We start from the raw sequence: 19,729 nt of genomic DNA, 5'->3' as shown, positions 1-19,729 counted from the left end.
TCAGGCATTGTCGCGGATGCCCGCGAAGAGGTCGCTCTCGGGGAGGGAGGTATCGACGAGAGACTTCGCCAGCTCGTACTCCTCGGTCGGCCAGACCTCCCGCTGGATGTCCATCGGGACCCGGAACCAGCCGCCGTCCGGATCGATCTGCGTCGCGTGCGCGATCAGCGCCTTGTCCCGGATCTCGAAGAACTCGTCGCACGGAACATGCGTGGTCAGCGTGCGTTCGTCGCGCTCGAACTCCTTCCAGCGCTCCAGCCACTCGCCGTACGGGGACTCCAGCCCGCGGGCGAGGAGCGCCTCGTGGAGGGCGACGGTGCGCGGCCGGTTGAAGCCCTGGTTGTAGTAGAGCTTCTGCGGCTGCCAGGCCGGGCCGAACTCGGCCTCGGGGAACTTCTCCGTATCGGCGGCACCGTCGAACGCGATCATCGTGATCTTGTGGGTCATGATGTGGTCGGGGTGCGGGTAGCCGCCGTTCTCGTCGTACGTGGTGATGACCTGCGGCCGGAACGCGCGGATCTTCGACACGAGACGCCCCGCCGCCGTCTCGTCGTCCTCCAGCGCGAAGCAGCCCTCGGGCAGCGGCGGCAGCGGGTCGCCCTCGGGCAGCCCGGAGTCGACGAAGCCGAGCCACTCCTGCTCGACGCCCAGGATCTCCCGGGCCTCGTCCATCTCCTTCCGGCGCACCTCGTGGATGTTCTCCTCGATGTACGCGTCCCCCTGGAGCTTCGGATTGAGGATGGAGCCGCGCTCGCCCCCCGTGCAGGTCACGACCAGCACGTCCACCCCCTCGGACACATACTTGGCCATCGTTGCCGCGCCCTTGCTCGACTCGTCGTCGGGGTGGGCGTGAACGGCCATCAGACGCAGCTGCTCAGTCAAAGCTTCGATCCTCAGTGATTGGTCGCCATGTGCGGCTTCTATAGTGACCGAACCGGGGGCTGGAAAATTCCTCGATTCCGGGGAGCAGGAGGAACGATCATGACGGCGGTTCGTGAGGCCACGCCCGAGGGGCGCTACGGCCGGCCCGAGGATCAGCGTGCGGACCGCAAGCTGAAGATCGTCGGGGCGGCGCTGGGCGTCGTCCTGCTCGGCGTGATCGCCTGGATCGGCTTCTCCTACGTGGGCGGCAAGGACATCAGCGCCGAGTTGATCAAGTCCAAGGTCGTCTCGGACACCCGGGCCGAGGCCCATCTCGAAGTGCGCAAGGACCGCGACAGCGGCGGCTACTGCACGCTGCGCGCGCTGAGCGAGGACGGCCGGGAGGTCGCCCGCAAGGACTTCCGCTTCGACCAGCCCTCCGACCGGATCGACCACGTCGTCGCGCTGCGCACGACGTCCAGGGCGACCGCGGTCGAGCTGATGGGCTGCACGGCGGGTGGCGACTCGTCGCACTGACGGTCACCGGCCGTCCAGTACCCCCTGCGACCTGCGCCGTCCGACGCTGACCTGCGTGGACGCGCGATTGACGATTTACCTTCTCCCCCTTTTCCTGCGGAATTGTTAGGCTCGTGGTTTCGCCCACCCGTGGAAGCACATGCTTCTGGGTAGGGCGTTGCTTTGTATTCCCAGTACCGACGAGGAGCACCTGTGACCCAGACCAGCGAAAACGTCACCTGGCTCACGCAGGAGGCGTACAACCAGCTCAAGGCCGAGCTGGAGTACCTGTCTGGTCCCGCGCGCACGGAGATCTCCGTAAAGATCGCGGCGGCCCGTGAGGAGGGTGACCTCCGGGAGAACGGCGGGTACCACGCGGCCAAGGAGGAGCAGGGCAAGATGGAGCTGCGGGTGCGCCAGCTCACCCAGCTCCTGGAGCACGCGAAGGTCGGCGAGGCCCCCGCCGACGACGGCGTGGTCGAGCCCGGCATGGTCGTGACGATCGCCTTCGACGGCGACCCGGACGACACGATGACCTTCCTGCTCGCCTCGCGCGAGTACGCCAGCTCGGACATCGAGACGTACTCCCCGCAGTCCCCGCTCGGCACCGGCGTGAACGGCAAGCGGATGGGCGACGACGCGCAGTACGAGCTGCCGAACGGCAAGACCGCGACGGTGAAGATCCTCAGCGCGAAGCCGTACACCGGCTGAGCCGTCCCGGACACACCCGACGGAGAGGAGCCCGCGGCCGGACGGCCGCGGGCTCCTCTCCGTGGACGGGTCAGACCGTGACCCGCCGGTACTTGCGCACGGACAGGGTCCGGAAGACCACCAGGATCAGCAGCGACCACAGCAGCGAGGCCCAGACCGGATGCACCATCGGCCAGGCGTCGGACGGTGACACGCCCGGGTTGCCGAAGAGCACCCGGCAGGCCTGGACGGTGGCGCTGAACGGGTTCCACTCCGCGATCGGCTGGAGCCAGCCCGCCATGTTCTCCGTGGGCACGAACGCGTTCGAGATGAATGTCACGGGAAAGAGCCAGATCAGCCCGCCCGACGTGGCGGCCTCGGGGGTGCGGACGGTGAGCCCGATCAGCGCCCCGATCCAGGAGAAGGCGTACCCCAGCAGCAGGAGCAGCCCGAAGGCTCCCAGCACCTTGCCGATGTTCTCGTGGGTGCGCCAGCCGACCAGCAGGGCGACGATCGCGAGGACCACCAGGGTGAGAGTCGTCTGGACCAGATCGGCGAGGGTACGGCCGGTGAGGACCGCGCCGCGGGCCATGGGCAGCGAGCGGAAGCGGTCGATGAGGCCCTTGTGCATGTCGTCGGCGATGCCCGCTCCGGCGCCCGCGGTGGCGAAGGTGACGGTCTGCGCGAAGATGCCCGCCATCAGGAAGTTGCGGTACTCGGTGGCGTTGGTGGAGCCGCCGATCACCATCGAACCGCCGAAGACGTAGCTGAACAGCACGACGAACATGATGGGCTGGATCAGCCCGAAAATGATCATCTCGGGGATGCGCGCCATGCGGATCAGATTGCGCCGGGCGATGACGAGCGAGTCGCGGACCGACTGGCCGATCCCGCCCTCCGGCCGGTGACCGGCCGGGCGGGGAGCGGCCTCGCTGAGGGCGTTCATGATCCGGACTCCTTCCCGTTGTCGTTCTGCTCCAGCTCCGCGGCATGCCCGGTCAGCGAGATGAAGACGTCGTCGAGGGTGGGGCGGCGCAGTCCGATGTCGTCGATCTCGACTCCCTGGGCGTCGAGGTCGCGGATGACCTCGGCGAGGAGCTTGGCCCCGCCCGTCACCGGGACGGTCAGCCGCCGGGACAGCTCGGCGACGGTGACCTCGCCCTTGCCCAGCGCGCTCAGCACGGCGCGGGCCGGTTCGATCTCCTGCGGGCGGTGCACGACGACCTCGACCCGCTCGCCGCCGATACGGGCCTTGAGCTGGTCGGACGTACCGCGGGCGATGACCTTGCCGTGGTCGATGACACAGATGTCATGGGCGAGGTGGTCGGCCTCCTCCAGATACTGCGTGGTCAGCAGCAGTGTCGTGCCGCCCGCCACCAGTTCCTGGATGACCTCCCACAGCTGCTGGCGGTTGCGCGGGTCCAGGCCGGTCGTCGGCTCGTCCATGAACATCACGGGCGGGGACACGACGAGCGCCGCCGCGAGGTCGAGCCGGCGGCGCATACCGCCGGAGTACGTCTTGGTGGTGCGGTCGGCCGCGTCGGCGAGGTGGAACCGCTCCAGGAGCAGGCCCGCCCGGACCTTCGCGTCCCGTGCGCTCATCTGGTAGAGCTGCCCGACCATCTGAAGGTTCTCGCGGCCCGTCAGATATTCGTCAACCGCGGCGAACTGGCCGGAGAGCCCGATCGAGCGGCGTACCTCGTTGGGTTTGCGCAGTACGTCGATGCCCGCCACCAGGGCCCGGCCGCTGTCCGGCCGGAGCAGCGTGGTCAGGACCCGTACCGCGGTCGTCTTGCCCGCGCCGTTCGGCCCGAGGAGGCCCAGGACGGTGCCTTCCGGCACGTCGAAGCCGACGCCGTCCAGTGCTCGTACGTCACCGAAGGTCTTCACCAGGTCTTCGGCGTAGATAGCGCCCGGCATAGGGATTCCCCCAGTTGCTTCTCGGGTGACTTCCTGAGCACAGATCCTAGGTACGCCGCCCGCTGCCCGCCCGGTGAACGCCTGCGCCCGGTCTCCGCCCCGCCCGGCCCCTGGTTCCGGCCGCCGCCCCGGTCCCGCCCCGGTCCGGTCAGCTCATCACGAGGTACCCGGCCCCGCGCAGCGTCGCCGCGACCTCCTCGCAGTGCTCCGGGCCCTTGGTCTCCAGGTGCAGTTCCACCTCGGCCTCGGTGAGCCCCAGCCGGGGGTCGGTCCGCACATGGCTCACGTCCAGGACGTTGGCGTCGGCCAGGGACAGCGCGGCCAGCAGGGTGGCGAGCGCGCCGGGCCGGTCCGTGAGCCGCAGCCGCAGGCTCAGATAGCGCCCCGCGGCGGCCATCCCGTGCCGCAGGATGCGCTGCATCAGCAACGGGTCCACATTGCCGCCCGACAGCACCGCGACGACCGGCCCCCGGAACGCGCCCGGGTCGCTCAGCAGCGCCGCCACCGGACTCGCCCCGGCCGGCTCGACGACCAGCTTCGCCCGCTCCAGGCAGAGCAGCAGGGCGCTGGAGAGCTCGTCCTCGGTGACCGTACGCACCTCGTCGACCAGTTCCTCGATGATCCCGAACGGTACGTCGCCGGGGCGCCCGACCCTGATGCCGTCGGCCATCGTCTGCGTCGATTCGAGGGAGACCGGGTGGCCGGCGGCCAGCGACGGCGGGAAACTGGCCGCACCCGCCGCCTGCACCCCGACGATCCGCACGTCGGGGCGCACGGCCTTCACCGCGACGGCGATGCCCGCGGCGAGCCCGCCGCCGCCGACGCCGACGACGACCGTGCGGACCTCCGGGCACTGCTCCAGGATCTCCAGGCCGACGGTGCCCTGTCCCGCGATGATGTCCGGGTGGTCGAAGGGGTGGATGAAGACCGCGCCCGTCTCCTGCGCGTACTCCTGGGCGGCGGCGAGCGTCTCGTCGACGACATGGCCGTGCAGCCGGACCTCGGCCCCGTACTCACGGGTCGCGGCGACCTTCGGCAGCGGAGCGCCGACGGGCATGAACACCGTCGACCGCACCCCCAGGAGGGAGGAGGCCAGGGCGACACCCTGCGCGTGGTTCCCGGCGCTCGCGGCGACCACACCGGCCGCCCGCTCGACCGGGCTGAGGCCCGAGATCCGCACGTACGCGCCGCGCAGCTTGAACGAACCGGTGCGCTGAAGGTTCTCGCACTTGAGGTGGACCGGTGCGCCCACCAGGCCGGTCAGATGGCGGCTGCCCTCCATGGCCGTCACCCTGGCCACACCGGACAGCATCTTCCGCGCCCCGCGGATGTCATCGAGGATCAGCGGCGGAAAGGGGCTCGGCGTACGGAAGGTCATGACAGCAAGTCTCGCAGTTCCGGCCGATCGCGGCCGGGCCGTCTCACGGTGGCCTGCGGTGGTGTCCACAGGTTTGTGCAGCGCTGGTACACGTTGCCCCGTGGCCGCGTACTCTGTCCCCCACCCATCCGACACCGCACGAAGAGAGCCCCCGGCCATGCCCCCTCAGGACATGACGACTGCTGCGTCTCCTTCCGGGGGCGCCGCCCCCGAACACCCGGGTCCCGACCACCTCCTCGATGCCCTCCAGCACCAGGTGGCCGTCTTCGCCCGCCGTGCCGAGCAGACCCGCCTCGGCGGTGTCGGCCAGGTCCGCAATTCCATGGACCGGGCGGCGTATCTGCTGCTGAACCGGCTGGACCGGGAAGGCCCGATGGGCGTCAAGGCACTGGCCGCGGGGATGGGGATCGACTCCTCGACCGTGACCCGCCAGGTCGCACCGCTCGTCGACACCGGCCTGGTCAAGCGCACCTCGCACCCGGAGGACGGCCGGGCCGTCGTGCTCCAGCTGTCGCCGCGCGGCCAGGCCCGGCTGAACGAGGTCCGGGCCTCCCGACGGGAGCTGATGTCCCAGGTGACCGACGAGTGGAGCACCGAGGAGCGCGACACCTTCTGCGCCCTGCTCACCCGGTTCAACGCGGCACTGGCCGCACGCCAGGCCGCCCATCTGAGCCCGCAGGACAACTGACCGGCCGCCGGTTCGGATCGCACCGCCCGGCGGGACGACACCGCCCCCGCCGGGCCGGTGAACGGATCTACCCTGGAGAGAGCGGGCCGTCACATCGGCCGAGGAGGCTGTCATGACCAGGAAGATCGCCGACTGCCGCAAGTATCCGAGCGACTCGAACTGCACACTCACCATTTCCGGTGAGGAGGACGAAGTCGTACGGGCCGCCACCGAGCACGCCGTCTCGGTCCACGAACACACCGACGGCCCCGAACTGCGCGAGCAGGTCCGGGCCATGCTGGAGGACGAGAAGGCCGCCGTCTGATCACCCGTGTGGGTGCCCGCCCGGTCACGGACGGGCACCCGTCGCACGCGGAGCCCCGCGGCAGGGTCAGCCGAGCGCCTGGGTCAGGTCGCCCAGCAGGTCGTCGGCGTTCTCGATGCCCACCGAGAGGCGGACCAGGTCGGCCGGTACCTCCAGCGGGGAGCCCGCTGCGGAGGCGTGCGTCATCCGGCCCGGGTGCTCCAGGAGGGACTCCACGCCGCCGAGGGACTCACCGAGCGTGAAGAGCTTCGCCCGGTTGCAGACCTCGACGGCCGCTTCCTCGCCGCCCGTGACCCGGAACGACACCATGCCGCCGAACGCCTTCATCTGCTTGGCGGCGACCTCGTGCCCGGGGTGCTCCGGCAGCCCCGGGTAGAGGACCTGGGTCACCTTGGGGTGCCGGGTCAGCAGCTCGGTGACCCTGGTGGCGTTCTCGGTGTGCCGGTCCATACGGACCGCGAGGGTCTTGATGCCGCGCAGCACGAGCCAGGCGTCGAAGGGACCGGCGACGGCCCCCATCGCGTTCTGGTGGTACGCCAACTCCTCCGCCAGCTCGGGGTCGTTGACGATCAGCGCGCCACCGACGACGTCCGAGTGACCACCCATGTACTTGGTGGTGGAGTGCACCACGACATCCGCGCCCAGGGCGAGCGGCTGCTGGAGGTAGGGGCTGGCGAAGGTGTTGTCGACGACGAGGCGCGCCCCCGCCTGCCGGGCCACGCCCGCGACGGCCGCGATGTCGGTGATGCCGAGCAGCGGGTTGGACGGGGTCTCGACCCAGACCGCCTTGGTGCGCGGGGTGATCGCGGCCCGTACCGCCGCCACGTCCGAGGTGTCGGCGACCGAGAACTCCACGCCCCAGCGGGTGGCGACCTTGGCGAACAGCCGGAACGTGCCGCCGTACGCGTCGTTCGGGATGACGACGTGGTCGCCGGGGGTCAGCAGCGTACGGAGCAGGCAGTCCTCGGCGGCGAGGCCGGAGGCGAAGGCCAGACCGCGCCGGCCGCCCTCCAGGGCCGCGAGGTTCTCCTCCAGGGCGGTACGGGTCGGGTTGGCGCTGCGGCTGTACTCGTAGCCGCCCCGCAGCCCGCCCACGCCGTCCTGCTTGTACGTGGACACCTGGTAAATGGGCGGAACTACGGCGCCGGTGAGGGGATCGGCGGTGTTCCCCGCGTGAATCGCGAGGGTCTCGAAGCTGTGCTGGTCGCTCATGAGGCCCGAGCGTAGTTCGTCACGAGGGCACGCACGGGACACTGCGCCGTCCGGGGACAATGGAGCCATGGAGATTCTGTGGTTCCTGCTCGCGCTGTGCATGCTCGGCGCCGTGATCGGCCCGATCATGCTGCGCCGTCGCGGCGGCATCCGCCAGGTCGCCCCCGGTTCACCGGACGCGGCCGACCCGGACACGTACGGCTTTGTCCGCCAGGAGGATCTGGACGTCCGGATGCCGGGCCCGGACCAGGACCTGCTCGATGTCCTCGACGTCGTGCAGCGCACCCAGGACTGGCGGGCCGCGGCCCAGCTGCTGGCCGGTACGCCCAAGGAGGGCGAGGTGCGCTGGCAGCGGGTGCAGGCGTTCGCGGGCGCGGCCTCGCTGGAGCTGGCGCGGCAGCCGGGCGTGGGCGGGGCGTGGCTGCGCTCCTGGCGTGCGGAGTCCCCGAAGGACGCGGGCGGCGCGGCGGTGCACGCGGAGTTCCTGGTGCAGCAGGCGTGGCGGTCGTCCACCGCCGGGTCGGACGACTTCCGGATCATCCTGGAGGAGGCCCGTACGGTCTGTGGCGAGGCGGCCCTGCTGGCGCCCGGCGACCCGGTGCCGTACCTCGTCGAACTGGCCGTGGCCCGTGGACTGGGCTACTCCCACGAGCAGTTCGACCAGCTCTGGGCGAAGATCATCGACCGCGCCCCGGCGCATATGGGGGCGCATATCGCCGCGCTGCACTTCTGGTGCGAGAAGTGGCACGGTTCGCGTGAGGAGGCCGAGCGGTTCGCCACCGCGGCCGCCGCCCGCGCCCCGCAGGGTTCACTGCTCGCCGCGCTGCCGCTGTTCGCGGTGTACGAGCACCTGCCCGAGGTCAATCTGGTCCAGGGCTTCTACCGGGGCGTCGTGGTGGGGAAGGCGGTCGAGGGCGCGATGTTCGCGGTGCACGCGGCCCGTGCGGACGACCCGATGCTGGCCCATGTGCGCCACCTCCTGGTGCTGTTCCTGGTCCGGATGGAGCGCTGGTCGGAGGCGATGCACCAGCTGGTCCACATCGACGGGCACGTGGGCGCGCTGCCGTGGACGCAGGACCCCGACCCGGCCGCCGAGTACACGGTCTACCGGGCGCTCGCGGTCGCCGGGTACGAGGCGAACGGCGGCAGCCCGGCCACCCTGCCGCACTGACCCGCGGCTTCCCCGGGGCTCCCCCGCACCTGCCTCTCGGACTCCTCCTTCGGATTGGACCGGTATCCCGCATGGCACGACTGATCCCGCTCGTCATGATCGCGCTCGCCGTCTGGCTGTGGCTCCGGGCGAGGCGGAAGACGGCCGCGTACATGGCGGCGCACGAGTCCGCAGCCGGCGCCGGCGCACGGCGCGAGGGCAGGGACCCGTCGGCGGGCGGCCCGTCGGCGGATGGCCCCTCGGCGGGCGGCCCGTCGGCGGGCGGCCCGGAATCCTGACCGCCGCACCTTTGTTGTAAGTAGCGACCCCGCACCCGGCCCCCGGAGGAGCCCCCGCATGTTCCTGAACAGCCGTACCCCCGAGCTCCCCACCCCCGAGCAGGCCCTGCGCGGCCGGTCCACCCCCGAATTCACTGTCCCCTCCCGCCACACGGTCCTGGGCAATCCGCTGCTGGGTCCGTACCCGGAGGGCCTGGAGACCGCGGACTTCGCGCTGGGCTGTTTCTGGGGCGCCGAGCGTAAGTTCTGGCAGACGGAGGGTGTCTGGACGACCCTCGTCGGTTACCAGGGCGGATACACCGAGAACCCCACGTACGAGGAGGCCTGCTCGGGTCTGACCGGCCACACCGAGGCCGTCCGTGTGGTCTTCGACCCGAAGGTGGTCACGTACGCGGAGCTGCTGAAGCTCTTCTGGGAGTCCCACAACCCGACCCAGGGCTTCCGCCAGGGCAACGACGTGGGCACCCAGTACCGCTCGGCGATCTACACCCATTCCCCCGAGCAGGCGGCGGCGGTGACCGCGTCCCGCGAGGCGTACCAGCAGGTCCTGACCGGCTCCGGCTTCGGGACGATCACCACCGAGATCCTCCCGGCGGAGGGCCGGCCGTTCTGGCCTGCCGAGGCCTATCACCAGCAGTACTTGGACAAAAATCCGGCGGGTTACTGCGGGATCGGCGGAACGGGCGTCTCCTGCCCGATCGGGGTGGCTCCGGCGTCGACGGGCGAATGACCGGAAGCCGGGGTGACCACCGGCCGGGGTGACCGTCGGCCGGGGTGACCGCTCGCGAACGGGACTGCGGCGGCGGGCCTTCGGGCCCGCCGCCGCTTTCGTGTTCAGGGGCCGCTCTGCCGTCGGCGAATCTGCCGTGGGCCGAGAAAACCCCGCGGCCGGTGCGGGCGGGGCAAAGGTGGAGGCAACGCGGCGGCAGCAGCCGCGCCGGCCACTGGGAGGACCGCATGTCACCACACCTCGCCCCGTACCCGCGCGCCACCGACGAGGACACGCCCTCGACCAGGTTCGACGACCATCTGGCCGCGCAGCTCCTCACCCAGCGGATCGTCTTCCTCGGCACACAGGTGGACGAGGTCTCCGCGAACCGGGTCTGCGCACAACTGCTCCTGCTGTCGGCGGAGGACCCGCGCACCGACATCAGCCTTTACATCAACAGCCCCGGCGGCTCCGTGACCGCCGGGCTCGCGATCTACGACACGATGCGGCTGATCCCCAACGACGTCTCCACCCTCGCGATGGGGTTCGCGGCGAGCATGGGGCAGTTCCTGCTCACCGTCGGGACGGCCGGGAAGCGCTTCGCGCTGCCCAACGCGCGGATCATGATGCATCAGCCGTCGGCCGGGATCGGCGGGACGGCTGCCGACATCGCGATCCAGGCGGAGAACCTGGAGTTCACCAAGCGAGCCGTCGAGCGGATCACCGCCGAGCACACGGGGCAGAGCGCGGAGACGGTCTCCCGCGACGGTGACCGCGACCGCTGGTTCACGGCCGAGCAGGCAAAGGCGTACGGCATGGTCGACCGCGTCGTCGACGCGCTCGACGACGTACGGCCGGCGGGTTCACGACGACGGATCGGACTCTGATCATGGGCCAGTACACGATTCCGAACGTCGTCGAGCGCACCCCGCAGGGCGAGCGGTCCTACGACGTCTTCAGCCGGCTGCTGTCGGAGCGGATCATCTTCCTCGGTACCGAGATCGACGACGGGGTCGCCAACGTCGTCATCGCCCAGCTGCTCCACCTGGAGTCGTCGAGCCCGGACACGGAGATCGCGATCTACATCAACTCCCCCGGTGGCTCGTTCACTTCACTGATGGCCATCTACGACACGATGAGCTTCGTCGCCTCGCCGATCTCGACGTTCTGCGTGGGGCAGGCCGCCTCGACGGCGGCGGTGCTGCTGGCCGGGGGGAATCCGGGACGGCGGTTCGTGCTCGAACACTCCCGTGTGCTGCTGGGGCAGCCGGCGAGCGGTGGGCAGCAGGGGACGGTGTCGGATCTGCGCGTGCACGCCGCGGAGATGCTCCGGATCCGTTCCGAGGTCGAGGAGGTCCTGTCCCGGCACACCGGCCACGACCTCGCGACGCTCCGCGCGGACATGGACCGGGACAAGATCTTCACCCCGCACGAGGCGGTGGCGTACGGGCTCGCCGACGAGGTGCTCAGCCGCAGAGTCCCAGCGCGCGTCTGACGGCGGGGCGGGCGGCCGGAGGCGGGGGGAGCGGGGGGCTCCCCGGCTTCAGGCCGCCAGGCTCACCTCTCCCCTCATGGCCCCGGACGGGGCGGCGGCGCGGCCGAGGCGGGTGGTCAGGGGGCGTGCACCGGTCAGACGGACCAGATCGGCTCGGGCCAGACCGAGGACATCCGCGAGGCTGAGACCGAGCGCGTGCGCGGCGGCCGCGAGGACTTCCGACGACGCCTCCTTGCGTCCGCGCTCCACCTCGGAGAGATAGGCCATCGAGATCCGCGCCGCGTCGGCCACGTCCTTGAGCGTGCGCTCCTGGTCCAGTCGCTCCCGGCGCAGGACGTCACCGACGATGTCCCGCCAGAGCGGCTCTCTGGGCGCGGGCGCGGCGGGCGCGGCGGCGTCCGGCCGCGTCGCGGGGAACGGGCGCAGGGGGATGACGCGGGCTTGGTTCGTCGCATGGGTGCTCACCGCTCCAGAGTAGGAGCGTCGCGCCCGGCGGGCGAGGTGCGGGCGTTGTGCCCGGGGCGGATCTGCTGTCGGCGAAGTCCCGTGACGCGCGGCCGTCCTGCGGGAAGGGGCAGTCCCTCCTACGGGAAGGGACAGGCCGTCCTACGGGAAGACGCGGGCGGTCCTGGGCGCGGGCGCCGTCGTGGCGAACGGGCACCGGTCCGGTCGGAGGCCGGCCGGACCGGTGCCCGCGGCGTCCACGGTCAGATCAGGCCCTGCGCGAGCATGGCCTCCGCGACCAGCTCGAAGCCCGCGATGTTCGCGCCCACCACGTAGTTGCCGGGGCTGCCGTAGCGCTCGGCGGTCGTGTAGCAGGAGTCGTGGATGTGGCGCATGATCTCCGCGAGCCGCTCCTCCGTGTGGGAGAAGGACCAGGAGTCGCGGGACGCGTTCTGCTGCATCTCCAGCGCGCTGGTGGCCACACCGCCCGCGTTGGCCGCCTTGCCGGGGGCGAACGCGACACCCGCCTCCTGGAGGACCCGGACGGCCTCCGGGGTGGTGGGCATGTTGGCGCCCTCCGCGACGGCCTTCACTCCGTTGCGTACGAGGGCGATGGCGTCGGCCTCGTGGAGTTCGTTCTGCGTGGCGCAGGGCAGGGCCACATCGACGGGCACGGACCACAGCCCCGTACCGGGCACGAACCGCGCGTGCTCACCGCGGCGTTCGGCGTACTCGGAGACCCGGCCGCGGCCCGCTTCCTTGATCTCCTTGAGCAGGGCGAGGTCGATGCCCTTTTCGTCGACGACATAGCCGTCGGAGTCGGAACAGGTCACCACGGTCGCGCCGAGCTGCTGGGCCTTCTCGATGGCGTAGATCGCCACGTTGCCCGAGCCCGACACGGCGATGCGCTGGCCGTCGAGGGAGTCGCCCCGGCTGCGCAGCATCTCGGCGGTGAACAGGACGCAGCCGTAACCGGTCGCCTCGGTGCGTGCCTGGGCGCCGCCCCAGCCGAGGCCCTTTCCGGTGAGGACACCGGACTCGTAACGGTTGGTGATCCGCTTGTACTGGCCGAAGAGGTAGCCGATCTCCCGGCCGCCCACGCCGATGTCACCGGCGGGGACGTCGGTGTACTCGCCCAGGTGGCGGTGGAGTTCGGTCATGAAGGACTGGCAGAAGCGCATGATCTCGGCGTCGGAACGGCCCTTGGGGTCGAAGTCCGCGCCGCCCTTGCCGCCGCCGATGGGCATCCCGGTGAGGGCGTTCTTGAAGATCTGCTCGAAGCCGAGGAACTTCACGATGCCGAGGTTGACCGAGGGGTGGAAACGCAGTCCGCCCTTGTACGGGCCGAGCGAGCTGGAGAACTCGACCCGGAAGCCCCGGTTCACATGGATGTCGCCGGAGTCGTCCGCCCACGGCACCCGGAAGATCAGCTGGCGTTCGGGCTCGCAGATCCGCTCGATGATGCGGGCGTCCACGAACTCCGGCCGACGCGTCAGCACCGGACCGAGTGTTTCGAGGACCTCGCGTACCGCCTGGTGGAACTCGTGCTCGCCCTGGTTGCGCCGCAGGATCTCGGCGTAGAGCGGCTCGATGACACGGTGGTCGGCATCGTGCGGGCGTGAGGGGGCGGGGCTGGCCGGCATCTGATCAAGACCTTCCATGGGGTCGGCGACATGCACGTCGACGCCCCCGTCCCGAGGGCTGACGCACGGACCGTTGTACGGCGCAATTGTCCCAGAGCGGTCTGATGATCTACGAAGGCATCCACATGCTGGCCGTATACCGGCGCCGGTCGACATATCGACCTTGATCAACCGGTCCGGCCGACGCCCGGACGACGTCCCCCGCTTCCCGGACCGGAGCCGCCCCTGAGCAGTAGCCCTGAAGCCGCCGCCCCGGAGCCTCCCCCGGCCGCGCTCAGGATTCGCGCGGCTCGCGCAGCATCCAGAGTCCGACCCCGGAGCCGATCGCCAGGACGCCCGCGACGGCGCTCATCGCGATCTGCAGGCCGCTTTCCTCCACCGCGAAGTTGATGAACACGTTCGCGACGAGCGAGACGGACAGTACGAGCAGGAGCAGGGCCTTCATGGTGTCCTCCGTTTTGGGGTGATGCACCGAGTCTCCCGGCCGGAGCCGGCCGTCACGAGGGAGCTCTCACCCTGGTCCGGGGTGTACCCACCTACACCTCGTCCACCGGGACGGGGGTGTCGACCCACCGGAACCAGGCTCGGCCGTCCTGGATGTGCAGCAGGAACTCGGCGACCGTCCCGCCCGTCGGCCGGGTCAGGGTCATCGTCCGGTTCACCTGGTCGTGGACCGCCTCCCAGGCTTCGGCGCTCTCGTCGCTCCCGTCCTCGTCCATCCGGTCGAGGAGGACCAGTTCGCGGGCGAAGAGGTCGCGCACCTCCTCATGGGCGGGGCCGGCCAGGAACCGGCCGTGCAGCCAGGGGAAGTCGTGCTCGTCGACGGCGATGGCGCCGACCAGGTCCTCGCCCCGCCGTGAGGGCAGTCGCAGCCTCAGCCGCCAGATGGCGTCGTCGTTCTCCATAGCCGTACCCGGCCGCCCTTCGTGCCCGTTCGCGCATACGTTCCCCTCACCGTAAAGGGTGGCCCCGCCCGGTTAGGGTCTCTGCGCATGGGGATCACCGAGAGCGTCCGTGCGCACACGCCCGGCCCGGTCGCCACGGTGAGCGGCGGCGGAAACCGCGCCCTGTGGCAGGTGCCGCTCGTCGCGACGCTGGCGGTGGTGCCGTTGTACGTGGTGTGGGCGACGGTCCTGGCCACCGGCGGCGGGGATCTGGCGGCACAGGTCGCCTGGGCCGACTTCGTCTCGCGGCACCCCTCGTCCGCGTATAACCTCTCCTGGTACGGCGGGACGCACACCGCCAACTACAGCGTGCTGGCACCGCCGTTGATGGGGCTGGTGGGTGTGCGGGCGGTGTCCGTGGGCGCCGGGCTCCTGGGGTCGTGGGCGCTGGCCCGGCTGTGCGTGCGCGGCGGGGCGCGGTGGCCACTGGCACCCGCGGTGCTGGGGTCGTTGGCGCTCTGGTGCAATGTCGCGTCGGGGCGGACGACGTTCGCGCTGGGCGTGGCGTTCGGCCTGGTCGCGCTGCTGTACGTACGGAGCCGTCCGGCGCTCGCGGCGGTGTGCGGTGTACTGACGACGGCCGCGAGCCCGGTGGCGGGACTGTTCCTGGTGGTGGCGGGTGCGGCCCACGGGCTCGACCGCCGGTGGCACCGGGCCCTGGCGCTGGTGCTGCCGCCCTTCGCGGTGGTGGCGGTGACCACGGTGCTCTTCCCGTTCTCGGGGGAGCAGCCGATGCCCTCCGGGAAGCTGTGGATGCCGCTCGCAACCTGCGCGGCCGTGTGGCTGGCGGCGCCGCGCGAGGGCGGCTGGCGGGTGGTGCGGTTCGCGGGCGCCGTGTACGCGGCCGGCGTCGTCCTGACCTTTCTGGTCTCCTCGCCCATCGGGACGAACGTGGAGCGGCTGGTGGGGGTCGCCGGTCCGCCCGTGCTGCTGGCCGCCCTGACGGCACGCGTCGTCCGGCCAGGGCCGGGCGCGGGGCCGGTGCGCGGCGTCCAGCGGGCGCGCGGCGCGGTGCCAGCGGTGGTACCGACGGTGGTGCTGGCGGCGGTGCTGGCCGTCAACACCGGCTGGGTGGTGGACAAGACCAACGACGATCTGAAGGTCTCCAACGACGTGCCCGCCTGGGCCGCGCACACCGACGGGGTCGTCGCCGCCCTGCACCGCTTCGGCGCCGACCGCACCCGGATCGAGGTCGTCCCGGCCCGCGACCACCGGGAGGCCGCCGTGATCGCCCGGTACGCCTCCATGGCGCGCGGCTGGAACCGCCAACTGGACGTGGAGCGCGGGCGGCTGTTCTACGAGGGCACCCTGACCCCTGCGGCCTACCGCGGCTGGCTGGATCGCTGGGGCGTCGGACTGGTGGTCCTGCACAGCGGGAAGCCGGACAGCCCGGCCGCGGCGGAGGCCGGGATCGTACGGCGCGGTACCGACTGGCTGGAGCCGGTGTGGCAGGACGAGGGGTGGCGGATCTACCGGGTCCGCGACGCCGTGCCGCTGGTGTCCGCGCCGGGTGCCGTGGTGCGCGGGGACGCGGCTTCGCTGGTGCTGCGGATGCCCGCGGCCGGTTCGGTACGGATCCGGATCGCGTACTCGCCGTGGCTGCGGGCGGACGGCGGCGGGTGCGTGCGCCGGGACGGCGAGTGGACACGGCTCACGGTGGACCGGGGCGGTGAGTACCGGCTGGACGCGCGCTACCGGCTGCCGTGGACCGGTGACGGCTGCGGGTGATCCGGAGCCGGGCCCGATACGGAGCCGGAGCCCGGCCCGACGCGGAGCCCGGCCGGACGCTGCGCACGGCCCGACGGGAAGCCGGGCCCGATACGGAGCCCGGCCGGTGGAGCGCACCGTGGCGACGGCGGGGGCCCGTCGCCCTCGTGACCCCGTTGCACCGCCTTGCCCCTCCTTGCCCTCCTTGCCCGGGAGGCACGGAGGCCGGTACGCCGGGCCGGGTTGTGCGAGGGTGATCCGATGAGCGAGTTCTTACCCTGCGGGAAGCGCGACACGGCACCTGACGGTCAGCCATGATGCCGTCATGACAACGCCATGGGGGCCACGGAGCGGTCAACGCCCGTTGGGAACACCGCCGTTGTACGCACACGCGGTCGCGTCGCACCAGGCGCGCCCGCACCGGCTCCCCCCGTATCCGCATCCGTACCCCTATGCGCCCGAAGCGCTGAGTCATCCGCATCCGTACCCGCCCGGAACGCCGGGCCGGCCGCCCCGCCTGCCCTCGGCGACCGGGGACATGCGGCGGTATCTGGCGATCGGGCTCGACTCCTACCTCTGTCTGCTGGCGGTCGGGTTGCTGGTCCGTCCCTATCTGAACGCGCCCGGCGCGGGCCGGACGGCCGCGCTGCTCGTCGGTCTGGCGCTGGCCCTGTCGTTCGCCAACCAGGTGCTGCTGACCGCGGCCGTGCGGGCGAGCGCGGGAAAACTGATCATGGGCGTCCGGGTGATCGCCCTTCCCGACGCGGGCCGGCCGGCCTTCCGGCTGCTGGTGCGGCGCTGGCTGTACGGACTCCTCTGGCTGCCGTTCCAGCCCTGGCGCGGGCTGCGCGCCCATGTCACCGGCCGTGCCCCCGACCGGCCCGAGGGCGCGCGAGCGGGTACCGGCGCGGGAGCGAACCCGGGCGCGCGTGCGGGCGCGGGCGCCGGAGCCGGTGCACTGTGCACCCTGACGGACGGCAGCCCCCACGAGGATCTGGCGGGGATTCGCCAGATCCGGCGCAGGGACCTGCTGTGCTACCGGGCCGCCGTGGCCGCCCGGACGGGATGAAGCCGCACCACCCCCCGGCCGGAGCGCACCGCCCTGCCGCACCGCACCACACCGACGGGCCACTCCACATCGCCGGGCCGGCCAGCCCCGGCGGCACCCGTCTTACGCCGAGGCGTTCTCCGTCACGGTGACGCGGCCCTGGCGGATGGTGGCGAGCCGGGGCGCTCTGCGGGCGATCGAGCTGTCATGGGTGACCATCACGAAGGTCAGCCCGTGCTCCTTCCACAGTCCGTCGAGCAGTTCCATGATCTCGTCGCGCATGGACTCGTCGAGGTTGCCGGTGGGTTCATCGGCGAGCAGTACCTTGGGCCGCTTCACCAGCGCCCGCGCGATCGCGACGCGCTGCTGCTGACCGCCGGACATCTCCCCCGGCAGATGGGCGGGCCGGTCACCGAGACCCACGGACTCCAGGGCCTCGAAGGCCCGTTCGCGGCGGGCCTTCGCCCCCAGGCCCAGCGGGACGAGAGCGGTCTCGACGTTCTCCTGGGCGGTGAGGGTGGGAATCAGGTTGAAGCTCTGGAAGACGAAGCCGATGGACTCCGCCCGGACCTTGGTGAGCCTGGCCTCGGGGAGCTTCGCCAGGTCGACCCCGTCGAGTTCGACGGAGCCCTCGGTCGGCCGGTCCAGACCGCCGAGCATCTGGAGGAGGGTGGACTTCCCGCCGCCGGTGGGCCCCTGGATGACGAGCCTGCCACCGTCCTCGATGGTCAGGTCGACACCGGCGAGCGCGTCGACGGTGGTCTTGCCGCGCCGGTAGCGCTTGGTGACGCCGCTGAGCTGGTACACGTGTGGACTCCTGCTGTACGTACGGAGGGTGAGGTCGGGAGCGGCACTGCTGGACGGCGGAGCTGTTCGTACTGGCACACCGTTGAACGGTCGGCGCTGTTCGTACTGGCACACCGCTGGACGGTCGGCGCTGTTCGTACCGGCCGACCGGGGGCGGAAGGGGCACGTCCGGCGCGGGGCTCTGTTCGAATCGGCGGACCGCTCGACGCGGTGCCGCTACTCGACGCGGCGCAGGGCGTCGGCCGGGCGCAGCCGCGAGGCGCGCCAGCCACCGAAGGCGCCCGCGATCAGTCCGCCCGCGACGGCCAGCCCGACGGCGGTGACGATGGTGGTGAGGGAGACGGGTGCGGTCAGGGCGATGTCGAGGGTCTTGGCCGCGCCCTGGCCGCCGGGTCCTCCGACGAGCGCGCCGCCCATCCGGCCGCCGCCCCCGCCCCCGGTGGCGCCGAGCTGCGCGGTGAGGGTGGGACTGACGGCGGTCACCAGGTAGGCGCCGCCGAGCCCGACGGCTATGCCGAGGACGCCGCCGATGAGCCCGTTGACGAGGGCCTCGCCGACGACCTGGCGGGTGACCCGGCCGCTCTTCCAGCCGAGCGCCTTGAGCGTGCCGAACTCCCGTACGCGACGGCTGACGGCGGCGGAGGTGAGCAGTCCGGCCACCAGGAAGGCGGCGACGAGTACGGCGACGGAGAGCCACTTGCCGACGCTGGAGGCCAGGTCGGAGGCGGTGGACAGGGAGCCGGAGACGGTGTCGGCGAGGTCTGCGGAGGTGGTGACGGTGGTGCCCGGGATGTTCTTCTGGATGGTGGACTTGACGCTGTCGATCGCCTGCGAGCCGGTGGCCTTGACATAGACCGTGGTGATCTTGTTCTTGGAGTCGGCGAGGGTCTGCGCCTGCTTCAGCGGGAGGTAGACGTTGGCCGCCGCGTCACCGCTGTCGGCCGTGGAGATCCCGACGATCCTGTACGTGGTGCCGGATATCTTCACGGTCCTGTCGACCGCGAGCTTCTTCTCCTTGGCGTACGAGGCGTCGACGACCGCGACGTCGGCGTCGGTCTCGGTGGCCTTGAAGGTGCGGCCCGCGGTGATGGTGGAGGAGGTCAGCGGGCCGAGGTCCCGCCGGGTGACATCGGTGCCGTACACGGTGAAGGAGTTGACGTCGAAGGAGGCGCCGCCGCCCCGGACCTCGCCCTGCGGCATCCCGCCGCCGCCCTGGCCGCCGCCGGGACCCGTCCGGCCCTCCCGGTCCGCTCCCGCTCCGTCGGACTGCTTGAACTCACCGCGCCTGAACTGTCCGTCGACCTTCATCACGACCAGGCTCAGCCCGCCGACGGAGTCCGCCACCCCTTCCTGCTCGCCGACCTCGCCGACCGTGCCGGCGGCGAGCGTCCGGAAGCCCTGCACCATCACCCGGTCGGTGCTCTGGGTCGTGTCGTCGTCGCTGTCCTTGGCATCGAACTCGAACCGGGGGCGCTCGGAGGCCGAGCCCGGAGCGGCGGCGGCCTTGGTCACGGTCATGTCCGTGCCGAGCCCGTACAGCGACCGCAGGACCTTGTCCTGCGCCTTGGTCATGCCGGAGGAGACCGAGCTGACGACGATGACCAGCGCAATGCCCAGGGCGAGCCCGGAGGCGACGACGAGCGCCGCCTTTCTGCGGCGGCGCAGCTCACGCCGGAGGTAGGTGAAGAACATGGCGTGAAGCTATGGAGCGGGCGTGATGGGGAGATAAGGCCGCGATGAGAGCGGGATGAGAACGCCGGGGTGCGCAGGCATCCGCCCGCGGTACGCCGGAGCACGCGCAGATACGCCCTCCGTACGCCGGGGTACGCATGGACACACCGGGGTTGCGCGGATCCGCCCGCAGGAGGCCGGGGCACGCCCGGGTCCGCCGAAGGCGGCGTACGACCGGAAACG

At 71.4% G+C, this 19,729-nt stretch carries 22 protein-coding genes; 11 read left to right on the top strand and 11 right to left on the bottom strand.

Features of this window, described 5'->3' with window-relative positions:
* Positions 1-882 (bottom strand): mycothiol conjugate amidase Mca, encoded by an 882-nt coding sequence (gene mca, locus OG251_RS25645; protein ID WP_073718153.1) that lies wholly within the window; start codon positions 880-882, stop codon positions 1-3.
* A gap of 99 nt (positions 883-981) precedes the next feature.
* On the opposite strand from mca, the gene OG251_RS25640 reads away from it, so the two are divergent.
* Positions 982-1,398 carry a DUF4307 domain-containing protein gene (locus OG251_RS25640; RefSeq protein ID WP_326679329.1) on the top strand — a complete coding sequence of 139 codons (417 nt, stop codon included), beginning with the start codon at positions 982-984 and terminating at the stop codon, positions 1,396-1,398.
* Positions 1,399-1,590: 192 nt separating this feature from the next.
* Positions 1,591-2,088 (top strand): transcription elongation factor GreA, encoded by a 498-nt coding sequence (gene greA, locus OG251_RS25635; protein WP_073718155.1) that lies wholly within the window; start codon positions 1,591-1,593, stop codon positions 2,086-2,088.
* A gap of 70 nt (positions 2,089-2,158) precedes the next feature.
* Here greA and OG251_RS25630 read toward each other — a convergent pair whose 3' ends face one another.
* From OG251_RS25630 to ilvA, 3 genes are all read right to left on the bottom strand, one after another.
* A complete protein-coding gene (locus tag OG251_RS25630) occupies positions 2,159-3,013 on the bottom strand; it encodes an ABC transporter permease (protein WP_326679328.1) in 855 nt (284 codons plus the stop codon).
* Positions 3,010-3,987, bottom strand: a complete 978-nt coding sequence (locus OG251_RS25625; protein ID WP_326679327.1) for an ATP-binding cassette domain-containing protein — start codon at positions 3,985-3,987, stop codon at positions 3,010-3,012. The genes OG251_RS25630 and OG251_RS25625 overlap by 4 nt, the downstream gene beginning before the upstream one ends.
* Before the next feature lie 148 nt (positions 3,988-4,135).
* Positions 4,136-5,365: a threonine ammonia-lyase gene (gene ilvA / locus OG251_RS25620; protein WP_326679326.1), complete on the bottom strand. Its 1,230-nt coding sequence runs from the start codon at positions 5,363-5,365 to the stop codon at positions 4,136-4,138.
* Between the two features lie 157 nt (positions 5,366-5,522).
* Here ilvA and OG251_RS25615 point away from each other — a divergent pair, with 157 nt between their 5' ends.
* Together OG251_RS25615 and OG251_RS25610 are read left to right on the top strand one after the other, a co-directional pair.
* On the top strand, positions 5,523-6,053 hold the full coding sequence (locus tag OG251_RS25615; protein ID WP_326679325.1) for a MarR family winged helix-turn-helix transcriptional regulator: 531 nt from the start codon (positions 5,523-5,525) through the stop codon (positions 6,051-6,053).
* A gap of 112 nt (positions 6,054-6,165) precedes the next feature.
* Entirely contained in the window at positions 6,166-6,357 is a 192-nt protein-coding gene (locus OG251_RS25610; protein WP_326679324.1) for a DUF1059 domain-containing protein, read from the top strand.
* A gap of 66 nt (positions 6,358-6,423) precedes the next feature.
* On the opposite strand, the gene OG251_RS25605 is transcribed toward OG251_RS25610, so the two are convergent.
* A complete protein-coding gene (locus tag OG251_RS25605) occupies positions 6,424-7,569 on the bottom strand; it encodes a cystathionine gamma-synthase (protein ID WP_326679323.1) in 1,146 nt (381 codons plus the stop codon).
* A gap of 67 nt (positions 7,570-7,636) precedes the next feature.
* Between OG251_RS25605 and OG251_RS25600 the strand changes: the two genes are divergently transcribed.
* The 5 genes from OG251_RS25600 to OG251_RS25580 all read left to right on the top strand — a co-directional run bounded on the left by OG251_RS25600 (position 7,637) and on the right by OG251_RS25580 (position 11,222).
* Complete coding sequence (locus tag OG251_RS25600) at positions 7,637-8,740, top strand: hypothetical protein (RefSeq protein ID WP_326679322.1); 1,104 nt, start codon at positions 7,637-7,639, stop codon at positions 8,738-8,740.
* A gap of 71 nt (positions 8,741-8,811) precedes the next feature.
* Complete coding sequence (locus OG251_RS25595) at positions 8,812-9,018, top strand: hypothetical protein (RefSeq protein WP_326679321.1); 207 nt, start codon at positions 8,812-8,814, stop codon at positions 9,016-9,018.
* A gap of 58 nt (positions 9,019-9,076) precedes the next feature.
* Complete coding sequence (gene msrA, locus OG251_RS25590; protein ID WP_073718165.1) at positions 9,077-9,748, top strand: peptide-methionine (S)-S-oxide reductase MsrA; 672 nt, start codon at positions 9,077-9,079, stop codon at positions 9,746-9,748.
* Between the two features lie 227 nt (positions 9,749-9,975).
* Positions 9,976-10,614, top strand: a complete 639-nt coding sequence (locus OG251_RS25585; protein ID WP_326679320.1) for an ATP-dependent Clp protease proteolytic subunit — start codon at positions 9,976-9,978, stop codon at positions 10,612-10,614.
* A gap of 2 nt (positions 10,615-10,616) precedes the next feature.
* The gene (locus OG251_RS25580; protein WP_326679319.1) at positions 10,617-11,222 is read left to right on the top strand and encodes a ClpP family protease; all 606 of its coding nucleotides are present in this window, start codon (positions 10,617-10,619) and stop codon (positions 11,220-11,222) included.
* Between the two features lie 48 nt (positions 11,223-11,270).
* On the opposite strand, the gene OG251_RS25575 is transcribed toward OG251_RS25580, so the two are convergent.
* The 4 genes from OG251_RS25575 to OG251_RS25560 all read right to left on the bottom strand — a co-directional run bounded on the left by OG251_RS25575 (position 11,271) and on the right by OG251_RS25560 (position 14,214).
* Complete coding sequence (locus tag OG251_RS25575) at positions 11,271-11,687, bottom strand: helix-turn-helix domain-containing protein (RefSeq protein WP_326679318.1); 417 nt, start codon at positions 11,685-11,687, stop codon at positions 11,271-11,273.
* A gap of 242 nt (positions 11,688-11,929) precedes the next feature.
* Positions 11,930-13,309 (bottom strand): NADP-specific glutamate dehydrogenase, encoded by a 1,380-nt coding sequence (gene gdhA, locus OG251_RS25570; protein WP_326679317.1) that lies wholly within the window; start codon positions 13,307-13,309, stop codon positions 11,930-11,932.
* Positions 13,310-13,583: 274 nt separating this feature from the next.
* Positions 13,584-13,754, bottom strand: coding sequence for a hypothetical protein (locus OG251_RS25565; RefSeq protein ID WP_326679316.1), 171 nt, complete (start codon positions 13,752-13,754; stop codon positions 13,584-13,586).
* Positions 13,755-13,845: 91 nt separating this feature from the next.
* Positions 13,846-14,214, bottom strand: coding sequence for a hypothetical protein (locus OG251_RS25560; RefSeq protein WP_326679315.1), 369 nt, complete (start codon positions 14,212-14,214; stop codon positions 13,846-13,848).
* 87 nt (positions 14,215-14,301) lie between these two features.
* Between OG251_RS25560 and OG251_RS25555 the strand changes: the two genes are divergently transcribed.
* Positions 14,302-15,981 carry a hypothetical protein gene (locus OG251_RS25555; protein ID WP_442818377.1) on the top strand — a complete coding sequence of 560 codons (1,680 nt, stop codon included), beginning with the start codon at positions 14,302-14,304 and terminating at the stop codon, positions 15,979-15,981.
* A gap of 358 nt (positions 15,982-16,339) precedes the next feature.
* Complete coding sequence (locus OG251_RS25550; protein ID WP_442818376.1) at positions 16,340-17,029, top strand: RDD family protein; 690 nt, start codon at positions 16,340-16,342, stop codon at positions 17,027-17,029.
* Between the two features lie 102 nt (positions 17,030-17,131).
* On the opposite strand, the gene OG251_RS25545 is transcribed toward OG251_RS25550, so the two are convergent.
* Positions 17,132-17,815: an ABC transporter ATP-binding protein gene (locus tag OG251_RS25545; RefSeq protein ID WP_073718171.1), complete on the bottom strand. Its 684-nt coding sequence runs from the start codon at positions 17,813-17,815 to the stop codon at positions 17,132-17,134.
* Between the two features lie 216 nt (positions 17,816-18,031).
* Positions 18,032-19,507 (bottom strand): ABC transporter permease, encoded by a 1,476-nt coding sequence (locus tag OG251_RS25540; RefSeq protein WP_326679314.1) that lies wholly within the window; start codon positions 19,505-19,507, stop codon positions 18,032-18,034.
* Positions 19,508-19,729: the final 222 nt, after the last annotated feature.

This window comes from Streptomyces sp. NBC_01237, from assembly GCF_035917275.1.
GTDB lineage: Bacteria > Actinomycetota > Actinomycetes > Streptomycetales > Streptomycetaceae > Streptomyces.
This window is presented reverse-complemented; position numbering and strand designations above follow the sequence as displayed.